15 protein-coding genes are annotated in these 15,180 nt (G+C 61.3%); 7 read left to right on the top strand and 8 right to left on the bottom strand.

The annotated features are described in order from the left end of the window. Position 1 precedes the first annotated feature (1 nt). The gene (locus AC07VV_RS07580) at positions 2 to 1,237 is read right to left on the bottom strand and encodes a 3-methyl-2-oxobutanoate dehydrogenase (2-methylpropanoyl-transferring) subunit alpha (RefSeq protein ID WP_007965287.1); all 1,236 of its coding nucleotides are present in this window, start codon (positions 1,235 to 1,237) and stop codon (positions 2 to 4) included. Positions 1,238 to 1,422: 185 nt separating this feature from the next. Here AC07VV_RS07580 and bkdR point away from each other — a divergent pair, with 185 nt between their 5' ends. Beyond that, positions 1,423 to 1,911: a Bkd operon transcriptional regulator BkdR gene (gene bkdR, locus AC07VV_RS07575; RefSeq protein WP_007915088.1), complete on the top strand. Its 489-nt coding sequence runs from the start codon at positions 1,423 to 1,425 to the stop codon at positions 1,909 to 1,911. A gap of 12 nt (positions 1,912 to 1,923) precedes the next feature. Here bkdR and AC07VV_RS07570 read toward each other — a convergent pair whose 3' ends face one another. After that, on the bottom strand, positions 1,924 to 2,769 hold the full coding sequence (locus tag AC07VV_RS07570) for a tyrosinase family protein (RefSeq protein ID WP_495035845.1): 846 nt from the start codon (positions 2,767 to 2,769) through the stop codon (positions 1,924 to 1,926). Between the two features lie 126 nt (positions 2,770 to 2,895). Continuing rightward, a complete protein-coding gene (locus AC07VV_RS07565) occupies positions 2,896 to 3,759 on the bottom strand; it encodes an MBL fold metallo-hydrolase (RefSeq protein WP_495035844.1) in 864 nt (287 codons plus the stop codon). Between the two features lie 99 nt (positions 3,760 to 3,858). On the opposite strand from AC07VV_RS07565, the gene AC07VV_RS07560 reads away from it, so the two are divergent. The 3 genes from AC07VV_RS07560 to AC07VV_RS07550 are packed head-to-tail and all read left to right on the top strand — an operon-like array spanning position 3,859 to position 6,290. Continuing rightward, positions 3,859 to 4,197 (top strand): ArsR/SmtB family transcription factor, encoded by a 339-nt coding sequence (locus tag AC07VV_RS07560; RefSeq protein WP_007952897.1) that lies wholly within the window; start codon positions 3,859 to 3,861, stop codon positions 4,195 to 4,197. Positions 4,198 to 4,235: 38 nt separating this feature from the next. After that, complete coding sequence (locus AC07VV_RS07555) at positions 4,236 to 5,480, top strand: NAD(P)/FAD-dependent oxidoreductase (protein ID WP_495035843.1); 1,245 nt, start codon at positions 4,236 to 4,238, stop codon at positions 5,478 to 5,480. 9 nt (positions 5,481 to 5,489) lie between these two features. Beyond that, the gene (locus tag AC07VV_RS07550; protein WP_495035842.1) at positions 5,490 to 6,290 is read left to right on the top strand and encodes a sulfite exporter TauE/SafE family protein; all 801 of its coding nucleotides are present in this window, start codon (positions 5,490 to 5,492) and stop codon (positions 6,288 to 6,290) included. Between the two features lie 46 nt (positions 6,291 to 6,336). Here AC07VV_RS07550 and AC07VV_RS07545 read toward each other — a convergent pair whose 3' ends face one another. Then, positions 6,337 to 7,287: a polysaccharide deacetylase family protein gene (locus AC07VV_RS07545; RefSeq protein ID WP_495035841.1), complete on the bottom strand. Its 951-nt coding sequence runs from the start codon at positions 7,285 to 7,287 to the stop codon at positions 6,337 to 6,339. Positions 7,288 to 7,437: 150 nt separating this feature from the next. Between AC07VV_RS07545 and AC07VV_RS07540 the strand changes: the two genes are divergently transcribed. Both AC07VV_RS07540 and AC07VV_RS07535 read left to right on the top strand, forming a co-directional pair. Next, the gene (locus AC07VV_RS07540) at positions 7,438 to 9,093 is read left to right on the top strand and encodes an MFS transporter (protein WP_495035840.1); all 1,656 of its coding nucleotides are present in this window, start codon (positions 7,438 to 7,440) and stop codon (positions 9,091 to 9,093) included. After that, complete coding sequence (locus tag AC07VV_RS07535; RefSeq protein WP_495035839.1) at positions 9,090 to 10,232, top strand: HlyD family secretion protein; 1,143 nt, start codon at positions 9,090 to 9,092, stop codon at positions 10,230 to 10,232. The genes AC07VV_RS07540 and AC07VV_RS07535 overlap by 4 nt, the downstream gene beginning before the upstream one ends. Positions 10,233 to 10,234: 2 nt before the next feature. Here the strand turns inward: AC07VV_RS07535 and copD are convergent, their stop codons facing one another. Both copD and copC read right to left on the bottom strand, forming a co-directional pair. Then, a complete protein-coding gene (gene copD / locus AC07VV_RS07530) occupies positions 10,235 to 11,092 on the bottom strand; it encodes a copper homeostasis membrane protein CopD (RefSeq protein WP_495035838.1) in 858 nt (285 codons plus the stop codon). Positions 11,093 to 11,095: 3 nt separating this feature from the next. Next, positions 11,096 to 11,458 carry a copper homeostasis periplasmic binding protein CopC gene (gene copC / locus AC07VV_RS07525; protein WP_495035837.1) on the bottom strand — a complete coding sequence of 121 codons (363 nt, stop codon included), beginning with the start codon at positions 11,456 to 11,458 and terminating at the stop codon, positions 11,096 to 11,098. Between the two features lie 194 nt (positions 11,459 to 11,652). Here copC and AC07VV_RS07520 point away from each other — a divergent pair, with 194 nt between their 5' ends. Further along, on the top strand, positions 11,653 to 12,273 hold the full coding sequence (locus tag AC07VV_RS07520) for a TetR/AcrR family transcriptional regulator (RefSeq protein ID WP_495035836.1): 621 nt from the start codon (positions 11,653 to 11,655) through the stop codon (positions 12,271 to 12,273). Between the two features lie 130 nt (positions 12,274 to 12,403). Here AC07VV_RS07520 and preA read toward each other — a convergent pair whose 3' ends face one another. Both preA and AC07VV_RS07510 read right to left on the bottom strand, forming a co-directional pair. Continuing rightward, complete coding sequence (gene preA, locus AC07VV_RS07515; RefSeq protein WP_495035835.1) at positions 12,404 to 13,678, bottom strand: NAD-dependent dihydropyrimidine dehydrogenase subunit PreA; 1,275 nt, start codon at positions 13,676 to 13,678, stop codon at positions 12,404 to 12,406. After that, the gene (locus AC07VV_RS07510; protein WP_495035834.1) at positions 13,679 to 15,046 is read right to left on the bottom strand and encodes an NAD(P)-dependent oxidoreductase; all 1,368 of its coding nucleotides are present in this window, start codon (positions 15,044 to 15,046) and stop codon (positions 13,679 to 13,681) included. Between the last annotated feature and the right edge of the window lie 134 nt (positions 15,047 to 15,180).

Raw genomic sequence — 15,180 nt, 5'->3', positions numbered from 1 at the left:
GTCAGATCCCCAACTGCTGACGCTGGCGCTTCAAGTGCTCCGGCATCTCTTTGTAGACGTCTTCGAACATGGTCGCGGCGCTTGGAATCTGGCCGCCGGCGAGGGTGCCGTACTGTTCGGCCTGTTTCTGTGCGGCGATCACTTCGGCTTCGAGCTCGGCGCTGACGGCGGCGTGCTCTTCTTCCGACCAGTGGCCGACCTTGATCAGGTGCTGTTTCAGGCGGGCAATCGGATCGCCCAGCGGGAAGTGGCTCCAGTCATCGGCAGGACGGTATTTGGACGGATCGTCGGAGGTTGAGTGCGGGCCGGCGCGGTAGGTGACCCATTCGATCATGGTCGGGCCGAGGCCGCGGCGGGCGCGTTCGGCAGCCCAGGCGGAGGCGGCGTAGACCGCGTAGAAATCGTTGCCATCAACCCGCAGGGAAGCGATGCCGCAACCGACGCCGCGTCCGGCGAACGTGGTGGCTTCACCACCGGCGATGGCCTGAAAGGTCGAGATCGCCCACTGGTTGTTGACCACGTTGAGGATCACCGGCGCACGGTAAACGTGAGCGAAAGTGAGGGCGGTGTGGAAGTCCGATTCGGCGGTGGCGCCGTCACCGATCCAGGCCGAGGCGATTTTGGTGTCGCCCTTGATCGCCGAGGCCATGCCCCAGCCCACGCCCTGAATGAACTGGGTGGCGAGGTTGCCGGAGATGGTGAAGAAACCGGCGTCCTTGACCGAGTACATGATCGGAAGCTGACGCCCCTTGAGCGGGTCGCGCTCGTTGGACAGCAGTTGGCAGATCAGGTCGACCAGCGGTACGTCGCGGGCCATCAGGATGCTTTGCTGGCGGTAGGTCGGGAAGCACATGTCGTCGATATTCAGGGCAAGAGCCTGGGCGCTGCCGATGGCTTCTTCGCCAAGGCTTTGCATGTAGAACGACATTTTTTTCTGACGCTGGGCGACCACCATGCGGTTGTCGTAGATCCGCGTCTTGAGCATGGCACGCATGCCTTTGCGCAGGATCTCGACCGGCACGTTTTCGGCCCATGGGCCGAGGGCGTTGCCCTGGTCGTCGAGCACGCGGATCAGGCCACGGGCCAGGTCGGCAGTGTCGGCGGGTTCAACGTCGATGGAAGGTTTGCGCACCGTGCCGGCATCGGTCAGATGCAGGTAGGAGAAATCGGTTTTGCAGCCTGGGCGGCCCGAGGGTTCAGGGACGTGCAGACGCAGCGGTTCATACGCTTGGGTCATGGCTTCTACGCTCGATCTTGTGAATTTCTTGTAGTGAGCTGGCAGTCATTCTTCGATAAAAGAAATCTTGTCCTACAACAATCATAGGCCCGGGCAAGAAGAATATTTCTCTCTGTTTCGTTGCACTGGAGATCATTTGCAGATAGAAATTCTGCATAAACATAAAAAACAGGTGGTTTTGTCTCATGCGCAAACTGGACCGTACCGACATCGGCATTCTCAATAGCCTTCAAGAGAACGCGCGCATCACCAACGCCGACCTGGCCCGATCGGTCAACCTGTCGCCGACTCCGTGCTTCAACCGGGTCAAGGCGATGGAGGAACTGGGACTGATCCGCGAGCAGGTGACCCTGCTGGATGCGGACTTGCTCGGGTTGCACGTCAATGTGTTCATCCACGTCAGCCTGGAGAAGCAGGTAGAAGAGGCGCTGCAACATTTCGAGGAGGCGATTTCCGACCGTCCGGAAGTCATGGAGTGCTACCTGATGGCCGGCGACCCGGACTATCTGATCCGGGTGCTGGTGCCGACCATTCAGTCGCTTGAACGCTTCATGATGGACTTTCTGACCAAAGTCCCCGGTGTGGCGAATATCCGGTCAAGCTTTGCGCTCAAGCAGGTGCGCTACAAGACGGCGTTGCCGCTGCCTGCTAATGGTTTGACGCTAGGCAACTGAGCCCGATGCAGTTCACAGATATTCGTACTGATAACCCAGTTCTTCGGTGGAAAGTGCCTGCTGAATGGTAAAGCTCTGGGGCCAGGGAGCGAGTTCGTTTTCCGGGTGGAAGACCAGTGTCGAGCTACTCGGGTCGTCCTGCGGAAAAGAGGGAACGCTCGGATGCTGGTGTCTCCAGCGCTCCCAAAGCAGGTCCAGATAACAATGGTGCAGGAAGAATATCGGGTCGTTGGGGGAGGACGCCTCCATCATGCTGCCCCCGATCCAGGCATGTACGGGATTGTGCAGTTCGCGCTCGGAAAAGTTTTCCCAACCGCCCGGCTCCATCCAGTAGGACGTTCTGTTCAGCGCCGAAATGACGGTTTCTGGTGACGGCAAGGCACCCGCCGCTCCTAGATTGCGGCGCACGCCAGCGTTACCGAATCCCTCGTCCCATACGGAGACAATGAATGGCGACTGAGTACTGGAGAAGGGCCCGGTTGTTACCAGCAGGTTCTGGGTGTTGTCGCCATTGCCGCCCATGAAGTTCGAAGTGAACGGGTTGTCGGCGCCGCCGATTTGCCAGTTCCAATAAGGCAGCGTGATGCGGGGGTCATCGACAGCGGCCTGGAGCGCCAGCTCGAACTGGCGAATCAGGATCCGGTGCCACGGATAGAACAAGGGGCTTTGATGCGGGTTTGGAACGAGTGGGTTGCCGCGTCCCATTGAGTTTTTGTGTATCTGTACAAAGTCGTCGTAACGGCTTTGCTGACCGGGACGCAGCACGCTGTTTACGTTGTTTTTCAGCGTCAGAACCGCGTTGATGAAGGCGGATTTCTCTTCCCGGGACAGATCCCGGTGGTTACGGCGAATATCCATATTGCCAAATCTCCATGGGTTGATTGCCCATGAAGTCTGCCTGCTGGCTGAAAGAACGCCCAGTTCATCGAGTTCGACGCGACAGGTACGAAAACCGCAATCCCTGGTTCTTGAATTGAGTTTTTCCTACACAGAGTTGATGGGGATCTTCAGGTAGACAACGCCATTACCTTCCGCCGGCGGCATGTTCCCCGCCCGCACATTCACCTGAATCGCCGGCAGCAACAGCGTCGGCATGCCCAACCCGGCATCCCGTTTTGTACGCATCTCGACGAACGCGGTTTCGTCGACGCCGTCATGCACATGGATATTGCTTTTTCGTTGTTCGCCGACAGTGGTCTGGCACTGTGAGGCGCGACCTTGCGGCGGGTAGTCGTGGCAGACGTAGAGCTTCACGCTGGCGGGGAAGGCCAGCAGTTTGTGGATCGAATTGAACAGTTGATTCGCGTTGCCGCCAGGGAAGTCGCAACGGGCGGTGCCGACGTCGGGCATGAACAGCGTGTCGCCGACCAGGATCTGCTCGCCGTCGATCAGGTAGGCCATGTCCGCCGGGGTGTGGCCGGGGACGTGCAGGGCGGTGGCCTTGAGGTTGCCGATCCTGAACGACTCGTTCGGCGCGAACAGGTGATCGAACTGCGAGCCGTCGACGCGAAATTCCGGCTCGAGGTTGAACAGCGCCTTGAACACGTTCTGCACTTTGCTGATCGATTCGCCAATCGCGATCTTGCCGCCCAGTTCACGACGCAGATAAGGCGCGGCGGACAGGTGGTCGGCGTGGGCGTGGGTTTCCAGCAGCCATTGCACTTGCAGATTGTGAGCACGAACGAAGGCGATGATCTTGTCGGCCTGGGCCGTGCAGGTGCGGCCGGCGGCGCCGTCGTAATCGAGTACCGGATCGACGATTGCGCACTGCCCGCCATCGGCCTCGTAGACCACGTAGCTGTAGGTCGAAGAGGCGGGGTCGAGGAAAGCTTCAATCAGCGCGGGCATGGACACGGTCCTGTGCAGGAAGGTGGAAAGTCAGGGTTGCAACACTTTATGTAAACACATAATGTTCGCAGCTTAAGTGACGTTGAAGGCATCCTGCAAATGCAATCCAGTCTGACCGAATGTGAAGTTGCCCAGCTGAGGGCCTCGGCCTCCAAGGCCTGTTCGCTGCTCAAGGCATTGGCCAACGAGGATCGGCTGTTGATCCTGTGCCAGTTGACCCAGGGCGAACGCAACGTCGGCGAGCTGGAGAAAATGACCGGCGTGCGCCAGCCGACCCTGTCCCAGCAATTGGGCATCCTGCGTGATGAAGGGCTGGTCGCGACCCGTCGTGAAGGCAAGTACATTTTTTACGGTCTCGCCAGTCATGAAGTCATCCAGGTGATGAAAACCCTGTCCGGACTCTACTGCGGAGCCGTGCTCAAAAGCTGGGCGCAATAGACCCGGCTATCCTTGCGTGCAGCAATAAGGAACAAGCAATGAACGATCAACACTGGGGCCCATCCATCAGTGCAGATATCGTGGTCATCGGCGGCGGCACCGCCGGTATCGGCTTTGTCGCGAGCCTGCTAAAGCGTGATCCCGGCCTGAAAATCACGGTGATCGAACCGAGTGCCCAGCATTACTACCAACCGGCGTGGACGCTGGTCGGCGGTGGCGCGTACGACGCCAAAGACACCGCCCGACCGATGATCAAGGTAATGCCGCGTCAGGCCACATGGATTCAGGCGGCAGTGACCGGCATCGACCCCGACCAGCGCCGTCTCACCCTCAACGATCAACGCACCGTCACCTATCAGAACCTGATCGTCTGCCCCGGGCTGCGCCTGGCGTGGGAGAAGATCGAAGGCTTGCAGGAAAGTCTCGGCCAGCACGGTGTGACGTCCAACTACAGCTATCAGCATGCGCAATACACTTGGGAACAGGTGCAGAAACTGCGCGGCGGCAAGGCGTTGTTCACTCAGCCGGCGATGCCGATCAAATGCGCCGGTGCCCCTCAGAAGGCGCTCTATCTGTCCTGCGACCACTGGCTCAAGAAGGGCGTATTGAACAAGGTCGAGGTTGAATTCAACCTGGCTGGCGCCACGCTGTTCGGCGTGGCGACCTTCGTGCCGCCGCTGATGAAATACATCGAAAAATACAACGCGCGGCTGGCGTTCAATTCCAATCTGGTGAAGGTCGACGGCCCGGCGAAAACCGCCTGGTTTGACAGCAAGGACGCGGACGGCAACGTCACCCGTCAGGCGAAAACCTTCGACTTGCTGCACGTGGTACCGCCGCAGGTTTCGCCGGACTTCATCGCGCAAAGTCCGCTGGCCGACGCCGCTGGCTGGTGCGAGGTCAACCCGCACACGCTGCAACATCCGCGTTATTCCGAGGTGTTTGCGCTGGGCGATATCTGCGGCACCACCAATGCGAAAACCGCAGCGGCAGTGCGCAAGCAGGTCGTGGTGGTGTCGGAAAACCTGCTGGCGTTGCGCAAGGAACTGGCGCTGCCGCTGAAATACGACGGCTACGGCTCCTGCCCGCTGACGGTGGAGAAGGGCAAGGTGATCCTCGCCGAGTTCGGTTACGGCGGCAAGTTGCTGCCGACCTTTCCCCTCGATCCGACCGTGCCGCGCCGTTCCGCGTGGTGGCTGAAGGCAACCCTGCTGCCGTGGTTCTACTGGCACGGCATGCTCAAGGGCCGTGAATGGCTGACCAGCCTGTCCAAAGTCGACTGAGAACACTCTATGTTGCTGGCAAGTCTGTTTGGCGTGGTGATGGGGTTGATCCTCGGTCTGACCGGGGCCGGTGGCGGGATTCTCGCAGTGCCGGCGCTGGTGCTCGGGCTGGGCTGGACGATGACGCAAGCGGCGCCGGTGGCGTTGTTTGCCGTGGGCAGCGCAGCGGCGGTCGGCGCGATTGATGGCTTGCGTCATGGTCTGGTGCGTTATCGCGCGGCGCTGTTGATTGCGGCACTTGGCGCGGTGTTTTCGCCGGTGGGCATCTACTTCGCCCATCAGTTGCCGGAAAAGATCCTGATGATCCTGTTCAGCCTGCTGATGGTGATGGTGGCGTGGCGCATGCTGCGCCGCGAACGCCAGGAGCCGGGCCCGAGCGATCATGGCCACGCCAGTTGGGGGCAGAAGAACTGCATGCTCAACGAACAGACCGGACGTTTCGACTGGACCGCCAAATGCACCGCGACCCTCGCGGCGCTGGGTGCTGTCACCGGCGTGGTGTCCGGATTGTTGGGCGTTGGCGGCGGGTTTCTGATCGTGCCGGCGTTCAAGCAACTGACCGATGTGCAGATGCGCGGGATCGTCGCCACGTCCTTGATGGTCATCAGCCTGATTTCCGCGATTGGCGTGATCGGCGCGTTCCATGCCGGGGTGCGGATCGATCATTTGGGTGCGGCATTCATCGTGGCCAGCATCGTCGGCATGATCGTCGGCCGCAAACTTTGCGCGCGGGTACCGGCGCGGACGTTGCAGGTGGGATTCGCCAGTGTGTGCCTGGTGGTCGCGGCTTACATGCTGCTGCGGGCGTGAGTCGTTGAGCAGAGAAAAAATCGCAGCCTTGGCTGCGATTTTTTTGTCACTGGTTGTACGCCGCCTCGGTGTTGTCGATCAGCGGGTTTTTCTCGGTCAGCACCACCTGGGCAATCTGATCCTTGCGCATGAATGTCACCTTCGGATGCGATTGCGCGTAACGGATAAAGCGTTCCATCACCTCGACCATCGCCGGCGTGCCGCCAATGCGGTCGTGCAGACTCACCGACATCATCCGCCGCTTGTTCGCGCCTTCGGCGTAGAGACGATCGAATTCCAGCACCAGTTGCTGATAGAACTGCTCGGCGGAGAAGTGCCGGCCTTCGATCAATACGATGTCGTTGTTGCGCAGGGTGTAAGGCACCACGGCGAATTTGCGCCCACGAACCATCGTAACGAAGGGTTCGTCGCGGCTGACGTCGTCGATGTGGTAGGTGAAATTCAGATCCTGCAGCACCTTCAACGTGTTGGGACTGCGCCGCAGCCAGTTGGCGTTGTAGCCGACCGAGCGCTGGCCGGTGATTTTTTCCACGGCTGCGACGCCATCACCGATGAACTGTTTTTCCTGGGCGTGGTTCATGTTGTACGAGTCGGCCCAGCGCATGCCGTGAGCCGCCAGTTCATGGCCGCGTTCGGCGATGGCCTTGGCCAGTTCCGGGTGCTTGAGCGCCGCTTCGCCGACCACGTGGGAGGTGACCTTGATGCCGGTGCGATCCCAAAGATCGAGCATGCGCCACAAGCCTTCCTTGTAGCCGTAATCGAACCAGGTCTGCGCCGGCAGGTCCGGGTAGCCTTTGGGTAGCGGTGTGCCGGAGAACGGACTTTCGGCGCCTTCGGGCTGGCCACCGGTTTCGAATTGCATCGACACCGAAATCACCAGTTGCGAGCCGTCCGGCCACGGGCGTTCCTGGGCGAAAGAAAGGGCGGGCAGCAACAGGGCGGCTGCCAGCAGGTTTTTCAGCAGACGTGGGGAGCGTTGCCAGCGGGGCGTGGTCATAACGGGCACCTTGCAGGTTGAGAAGTGCGGCAAGGTTGGCATTCGCTACGCTTGGGAAAAATCCGCTGCGGGCGAGATGACCTTTAAACAAAATTTACGAATCCCGGCGACCCCGGCACACTGATGCCATCTCCGGCACAAGGCCTTTCAATGAATCAATACGCCCCGCGCGACTGGCAGCCTCACGAGAGGCCCAGTCTGCCCGGATCACCCTCGACGCCGTTGCACTCCAATCCCAAGCGCCTGGCCTATGCGCTGGTGGGATTGCTGGTGGCGTTGACCGGTGGCTTGGGCAATTCGCTGGTGGTCGCCAACCTGCCTTACCTGCAAGGGGCGATTGGGGCGACGACGGCTGAAATGGCCTGGTTGCCAGCGGCGTATGTGATGACCAACGTGTCAATGAACCTGCTGCTGGTGAAGTTTCGCCAACAGTTCGGGTTGCGGGCGTTCACCGAGGTGTTCCTGGTTTTGTATGCGCTGGTGACCTTCGGCCATTTGTTCGTCAATGACCTGAATTCGGCGATCGCCGTGCGCGCCGCCCACGGCATGGTCGGCGCGGCGTTGAGCTCGCTGGGCCTGTATTACATGGTGCAGGCGTTCCCGGCCAAATGGCGGATGAAGGCGCTGGTGCTGGGCCTCGGCACTTCACAACTGGCCTTACCGCTGGCCCGGCTGTTTTCCGAAGACCTGCTGCAAATCGCCGAATGGCGCGGCCTGTACCTGTTCGAATTGGGCATGGCGCTGCTGTCGCTGGGCTGCGTACTGATGCTCAAACTGCCGCCGGGTGACCGCTTCAAGACCTTCGAGCCCCTCGATTTCCTCACCTTTGCGATCCTGGCCAGCGGCGTGGCTTTGCTGTGCGCCGTGTTGTCCCTGGGCCGGATCGACTGGTGGCTGGAAGCCGACTGGATCGGCATCGCCCTTGCCGCATCGATTGCCTTGATCCTCGCGGGGCTGGCCATCGAACACAACCGCAGCAACCCGATGTTGATGACCCGCTGGCTCGGCAGCGGGGTAATGATCCGCCTGGCGCTGGCGGTGATCCTGATTCGCATGGTGACCTCGGAACAGTCCACCGGCGCCGTCGGTTTCATGCAGAACCTGAACATGAGCAGCCAGCAGTTGCACAGCCTCTACGTGGTGATGCTGATCGGCAGCGTCGCCGGGCTGCTGACCAGTGCGCTGACCATCGACCCGAAGCACCTGCTGATGCCGCTGATCGTCTCGCTGGCTTTGATGGCCACCGGTTCGATCATCGACAGCTCTTCAAACAACCTGACCCGCCCCGAGAACCTGTATTTCAGCCAGTTCCTGCTGGCGTTCGGCAGCACCTTTTTCCTCGGGCCGACCATGGTTCTGGGCACGCGCAACGTGCTGACCAATCCGCGCAATCTGGTGAGTTTTTCGGTGTTGTTCGGGATCTGCAACAACCTCGGCGGCCTGATCGGTGCGGCGTTGCTGGGGACGTTCCAGATCGTGCGCGAGAAATTCCATTCCAGCCATATCGTCGAGCAACTGGTGCTGTCCGATCCGTTGGTGGCTGCCCGGGTGCAGAGCGGTGGTTCCGCGGTTGGCTCCGTGATCACGGACCCGAGCCTGCGCAACCTGCAAGGCATTCGCAGCCTGGCCAACGCCGCCACCCGCGAAGCCAACGTGCTGGCCTATAACGATGTGTTCATGCTGATTGCGGTGATCGCGATCCTGACCATGATCTGGATTTCCCTCCGTGCGCTGTGGCTGATCAGCACCACCAAAGCCGTCGCCCCGACACCTTCCGTACCTTCCAGCGGTGCCACTTCTTCATGACCGAACCGACCACAACGACTACCAATGCCATCGCCGCCACTCCCGAGGGGGAGGCGCCGCCGTCATCACCGAACACCGAGCCGCGCTCGTTGCGGGTGCGGATCATCTCGTCGCTGGGTTTTGCCGCGATTGCCATCGTCGGTGTGCTGATCGTGCTCTACGCCTGGCAGTTGCCGCCGTTCAGCAGCGCGGTCGAGACCACTGAAAACGCCTTGGTGCGGGGGCTGGTGACGATCATCGGTCCGCAGCTCAGTGGTTATGTGTTTGAAGTACCGGTGCAGGACTTCCAGTTTGTGAAGGAGGGCGATTTGCTGGTGCGTCTCGATGACCGCATTTATCAGCAGCGTCTCGATCAGTCGCTGGCGCAACTGGCGGTGCAGAAAGCTTCGCTGGCGAACGTCGTACAGCAGCGCAACAGCGCCGAAGCGACGATCAAGTTGCGGCAGGCGGTGGTGGCCGATAGCGAGGCACAGTTACGCAAAAGCGAGGCTGACTTGCGACGCAACACGGCGTTGGTTAATGACGGCTCCGTCTCCAAGCGCGAGATGGACGTGGCGCTGGCCGCCAATGCGCAGGGCATCGCGTCGGTGGCCCAGGCCAAGGCCAATCTGGAAATCGCCCGGCAGGATCTGCAAACGGTGATCGTCAATCGCGGCTCGCTGGAAGCGGCGGTGGCGAGCGCCGAGGCGGCGGTGCAACTGGCGCGGATCGATCTGTCCAACACCCGGATCATCGCCCCGCGCGACGGCCAGCTCGGGCAGATCGGCGTGCGCCTCGGCGCCTATGTCAGTTCCGGGGCGCAGTTGATGGCACTGGTACCGGATCAGAAGTGGGTGATCGCCAACATGAAAGAAACCCAGATGGACAACGTGCGGGTCGGGCAACCGGTGACGTTCACCGTCGATGGCTTGAATCACCGCAAGTTCACGGGTCATGTGCAGCACATCTCACCTGGCACCGGTTCGGAATTTGCGTTGTTGCAGGCCGACAACGCCACCGGCAACTTCGTGAAAATCGCTCAGCGGGTGCCAGTGCGCATCACCATCGATCCGGGGCAGCAGGAGAGCGAGCGGCTGCGGCCGGGGATGTCGGTGGTGGTCAGCATCGATACGGCGGCGGGCGATACCCTGAAACACTGACGTCAGGCAGCGATCATCGGCGGCAGGGTGCCGAGCACGGACACGGCCGCCACGGCACCGATCCCCAGCAACCATTCGAGCATGACGCTGCGCTTGAGGGTGTCGATCCGTTGTTCGCAAACGCTGATGCGCAAGCGGTTGAACAGCGCCAGCCCCAGCATGCCAAACACCAGCAATGCCTTGATCAACAGGATCAGGGCAAACCCCGAAAACAGCGGCGTCGGCCACCATTGGCCGGTGAGGACGCGCACGTTGATCAGCCCGGTGATCAACAGGCCGGCGACCAGCACGTAGCCGAGCCCGCTGAACCGTTGCAGGACCTCACGAACCGTTTCGCCGGACTGGCGCAGGATCATCACCAGCATCAGCAACCCACCGAGCCAGGCGCCGACGCACGTCAGGTGAACCACCTGATTGAGGATCAGCATCTGGCCGCTGAAGCCGTCGAGCATGGCCCCGTGACCGACCGGGGCGAGGGTCATCAGCAGCAACGCGCTCAGGCCCAGCCGCAATGGCCGGATCGATCGCCACGGAGTTAACAGCAACGCCAATAGCAGTGCATTGATCAGCAGATGCCAGCGCCAGACCTGACCGAAAAACGTGCGACCCAGCACCAATTCGACGGTGTCCGGATCGAACGCCGCAGCGGCTGAACCGGCCATGCTCGCGGTGATCAGCAACGCCCAGGCAACACCGCTGGCCAGCGCAACCGCCGCCAGACAACGGGCCAGCCGCGCCAGGTGCCGATCCAGTGCCGGCGCTTCACCCTTGAGCAGCAGAGGCCGGAACAGCCAGGCCCCGAACAGCATCAACACCACGATGAAATGCAGGAACCGGCACAACACCAGCGCTTCACTCATGAATTACTGGCCAACCTTGAACTGATAGGCGCCTTCGCTCTTGTGCGTGTCGACCGACACCGCGTGCCATTCGACCTTGTATTCGCCAGCGGTCAATGGTGCTTCGGGCGTGACGATCAGGGTTTTCTTGTCGCCTTCGGTGGTCAGCGGTTTGACCTTCACGGGCGCGCCATTGTGGGTCACGATGACTTTGGTGAAGCTGGCTTCGACGCCTTCGGAAAACACCAGACGCAGGTCCGCAGGCGCGGCGACGGTGCTGTCGGCGGCCGGGGTCTGGCTTTTCAGATGCGCGTGGGCGAAGGCCTGGGACGTGACGACCAGCGAGGCGAGCAGCGCGCCGGCGGTGAACAGGTTTTTCAGCTTCATGGGCAATCCCTTTTCAGTGAGTGACGGCGGACAGTATAGGGTGTGCCGTGCACGTTGCCTTGAGGTGAGACAAGGAGGCGGGTGGCGATCCTAAACCAGAAAAATGCTCGGGTGTGTGAAGAATCGTTCTCGGCTGTCGCCCCTTGCCCAGAGCGGATGCTAGTCTTCAACAACGTTGTCTTCAGGGAGCCCTCATGGGCAATCACAAGATCGAAATCCGCCGCAGCAACGTCGACAAGATCCTGCTGGCGGCGGAAAAGGTGTTCGCCGAAAAAGGCTTCGGTGGCACCGCCATGGCCGACATCGCCGCCGAAGTGCAATTGCCGCGTTCCAACCTGCATTATTACTTCAGCACCAAGAGCGAGCTGTACAGCGCGGTGCTGTTCGACCTGCTGGAAGTGTGGAAGCAGGACGCGCTGTGCTTCGAGATGTTCGATGATCCGCGCGTGGTGCTCAGCAGCTACATCCGCGCCAAGATGAACCACTCGCGCAGTCGACCCTACGGCTCGAAAGTCTGGGCCAACGAAATCATCCACGGCGCACCGACCCTGGGCGAGGCGCTGGATGTCAGCCTGTACGACTGGGCGAAGATGAAAGAGGCGAAGATTCGGCAGTGGGTGGAGGACAAGCGGATTCTGCCGGTGGAACCGTCGAGTTTGCTGTACATGATCTGGGCGTCGACCCAGCACTATGCCGACTTCGATCACCAGGTGAACATTCTGAATGAGCATCAGCCGTTGTCGGACATGCAGTTCGAGCGGGCGGTGCAGACGGTGACGAGTGTGATTTTGCGGGGGATCGGGTTGGAGCCGTAACTGATCGTTCCCACGCTCTGCGTGGGAACGCATCCGGTGACGCTCTGCGTCATGCTCTGAAGCGGACGCAGAGCATCCATGGCTGCATTCCCACGCGGACGGTTCGACGCCTCGACGTGGGAACGATCATTCAAGGGCTGACGTGATACGGATTCCGCGGATCATGATTCCAGTCCAGAAACGGCTTGCCCGTCTCCATCGGCACCATCTCGATGCAGTCCGCCACCGGGCAGGTGATCTGACACAGATTGCACCCCACACACTCATCATCGATCACTTCATAGGTGTGCGTGCCATCGGCCTGTTTCAGGCTGCTGATCGCCTGGTGTGACGTGTCTTCGCAGGCAATGTGGCACCGCCCGCAACCGATACACGCCTCCTGATCGATCTTCGCGATGACCTGATAGTTGATGTCCAGGTACTTCCAGTCGGTCGTATTGCCCACCGCACGCCCGGAGAACTCGGCGATGCTGGCGTAGCCCTGACTGTCCATCCACCGCGACAAGCCATCCTTCATCTCATCGACAATCCGGAACCCGTGGAGCATCGCCGCCGTGCACACCTGCACCGCACCGCTGCCCAGTGCAATGAACTCCGCCGCATCGCGCCAGCTGCCAATGCCACCGATGCCGCAGATCGGCAGGCCTTGAGTCTGCGGATCACGGGCGATTTCCGCGACCATGTTCAGCGCTATCGGTTTGACCGCCGAGCCGCAGTAACCGCCGTGGGTGCTTTTGCTGCCGACGGTGGGCAGGGCGACCATGTGTTCGAGGTCGACGCTGGTGATCGAGTTGATGGTGTTGATCAGCGACACCGCATCGGCGCCACCCCGGTGTGCGGCGCGGGCGGCGACGCGGATGTCGGTGATGTTCGGCGTGAGCTTGACGATCACCGGCAGCGAGCAATAGGTCTTGCACCAGCGCGTGACCTGCTCGACGTACTCCGGCACTTGACCGACCGCCGCGCCCATCCCGCGTTCAGGCATGCCGTGGGGGCAACCGAAGTTCAGCTCGATGCCGTCGGCGCCGGTGGCTTCCACCAGCGGCAGGATGTGTTTCCACGACTCCTCAACGCACGGCACCATCAGCGACACGATCAGCGCGCGATCCGGCCAGTCCTTTTTCACCTGGGTGATTTCCCGCAGGTTGATTTCCAGCGAGCGGTCGGTGATCAGTTCGATGTTGTTGATGCCCAGCACTTCGCGGTTGTTGCCGTAATGCGCCGAATAACGCGACGACACATTGACCGCCGCCGGGTCTTCCCCCAGGGTTTTCCAGACCACACCGCCCCAGCCGGCCTCGAAAGCGCGCACCACGTTGTAGGCCTTGTCGGTCGGCGGCGCGGAGGCCAGCCAGAACGGATTGGGGGCTTTGATGCCGGCGAAGACAATCGAGAGATCGGCCATTTACGCAGCCTCCACATTAAGCATCAGTTGAGCGTTGATCGCCTCGGCGGCGCGCTTGCCGTGTTGCACCGCTTGCACGGTCAGATCCTGATCGAGACTGGTGCAGTCACCGCCGGCATACACGCCGGGGATGCTGGTGCGCAGGTTTTCATCGACCTGAATCCGTTCGCCCTGACGTTTGAGTTCGCGGGCCAGCGGGTCGGCGAGGGCGCTGCCGTCGAAGGCCTGGCCGATGGCTTTGAAGATCGCATCGGCGGCCAGTTCGAACGTCTCGCCAGTGGTTTGCAGGCGACCTTCCACCAGATGCGTACGGGCGAAGCGCATGCCGCGCACCTTGCCCTGAGCGTCGAGCAGCACTTCGTCCGGTTGCGCCCAGGTCAGCAGTCGAACCTGATTGGCCTTGGCAATGTCCTGCTCATGGCCGGTGGCGCCCATGTCCGCCGCGCCACGGCGATAGACCAGATTGACGTCGCGGGCGCCAAGACGGGCCATTTGCACGGCCATGTCGATAGCCGTATTGCCGGCGCCGAGGACGATGCAGTGCTCGGCCAGCGGCAGTTGCGACAGGTCATCGGCCTGGCGCAGTTCGCGGATGTAGTCGGTGGCGGCGAGCAGGCCGGGTGCGTCTTCGTGGGCCAGGCCGAGTTGCTTGCTGGCGTTCAGGCCGAGGCCGAGGAACACCGCGTCGAATTGTTGGTGCAGTTCGCTGAGGGTCAGATTCTCACCGAGTTTCTGGCCGTGACGGATTTCGATGCCGCCGATCTGCAGGAGGAACTCCAGCTCTTTCTGGGCGTAGTCGTCGACCAGTTTGTACTTGGCGATTCCGTATTCGTTGAGTCCGCCAGCCTTCTCCCGCGCTTCGAAAATCACCACGTCATGCCCGTGCATCGCACTGCGATGAGCACAGGACAAACCCGCCGGGCCGGCACCGACCACGGCGATGCGTTTACCGGTGGCGGCGGCGCGCTGGAACGGGTGCTCGGTGAAGTGCGCGTTGTCCACGGCGTAGCGTTGCAGCAGGCCGATCAGCACCGGCGCGCATTCGTGGGCGTTGTTGCGCACGCAGGCTTGCTGGCAGAGGATTTCGGTCGGACAGACTCGGGCGCAACTGCCACCGAGGATGTTCGCCGAGAGGATTTTCTGCGCGGCGCCCGGCACGTTGTCCTGATGGATGTTGCGGATGAACGACGGAATGTCGATCTCGCTCGGGCAGGCATTCACGCACGGCGCGTCGTAGCAATACAGGCAGCGCGAGGCTTCCAGATGCGCCTGACGGTCGTTGAGCGGTGGCGCCAGATCGGTGAAATGGCCGGCGAGGGCGGCCGCACTTTCGTGCGGGTGCGGGAGATGATTCAGGGTCTCGATCACGGTTTTTTGCCTCACGGTTATTTGAGGTTTTCTGCCTCTGTCGGGCAGTGGTTTTTTGTGTTGTCTGTGTTGATCGTTCCCACGCTCCGCGTGGGAATGCAGCCGTGACGCTCCGCGTCACTGGACGCAGAGCG

This window comes from Pseudomonas sp. GW821-FHT02C04 (assembly GCF_059421845.1).
Note: the sequence above shows the minus strand (reverse complement) of the source record. Positions and strands in the feature narration are given on the sequence as shown.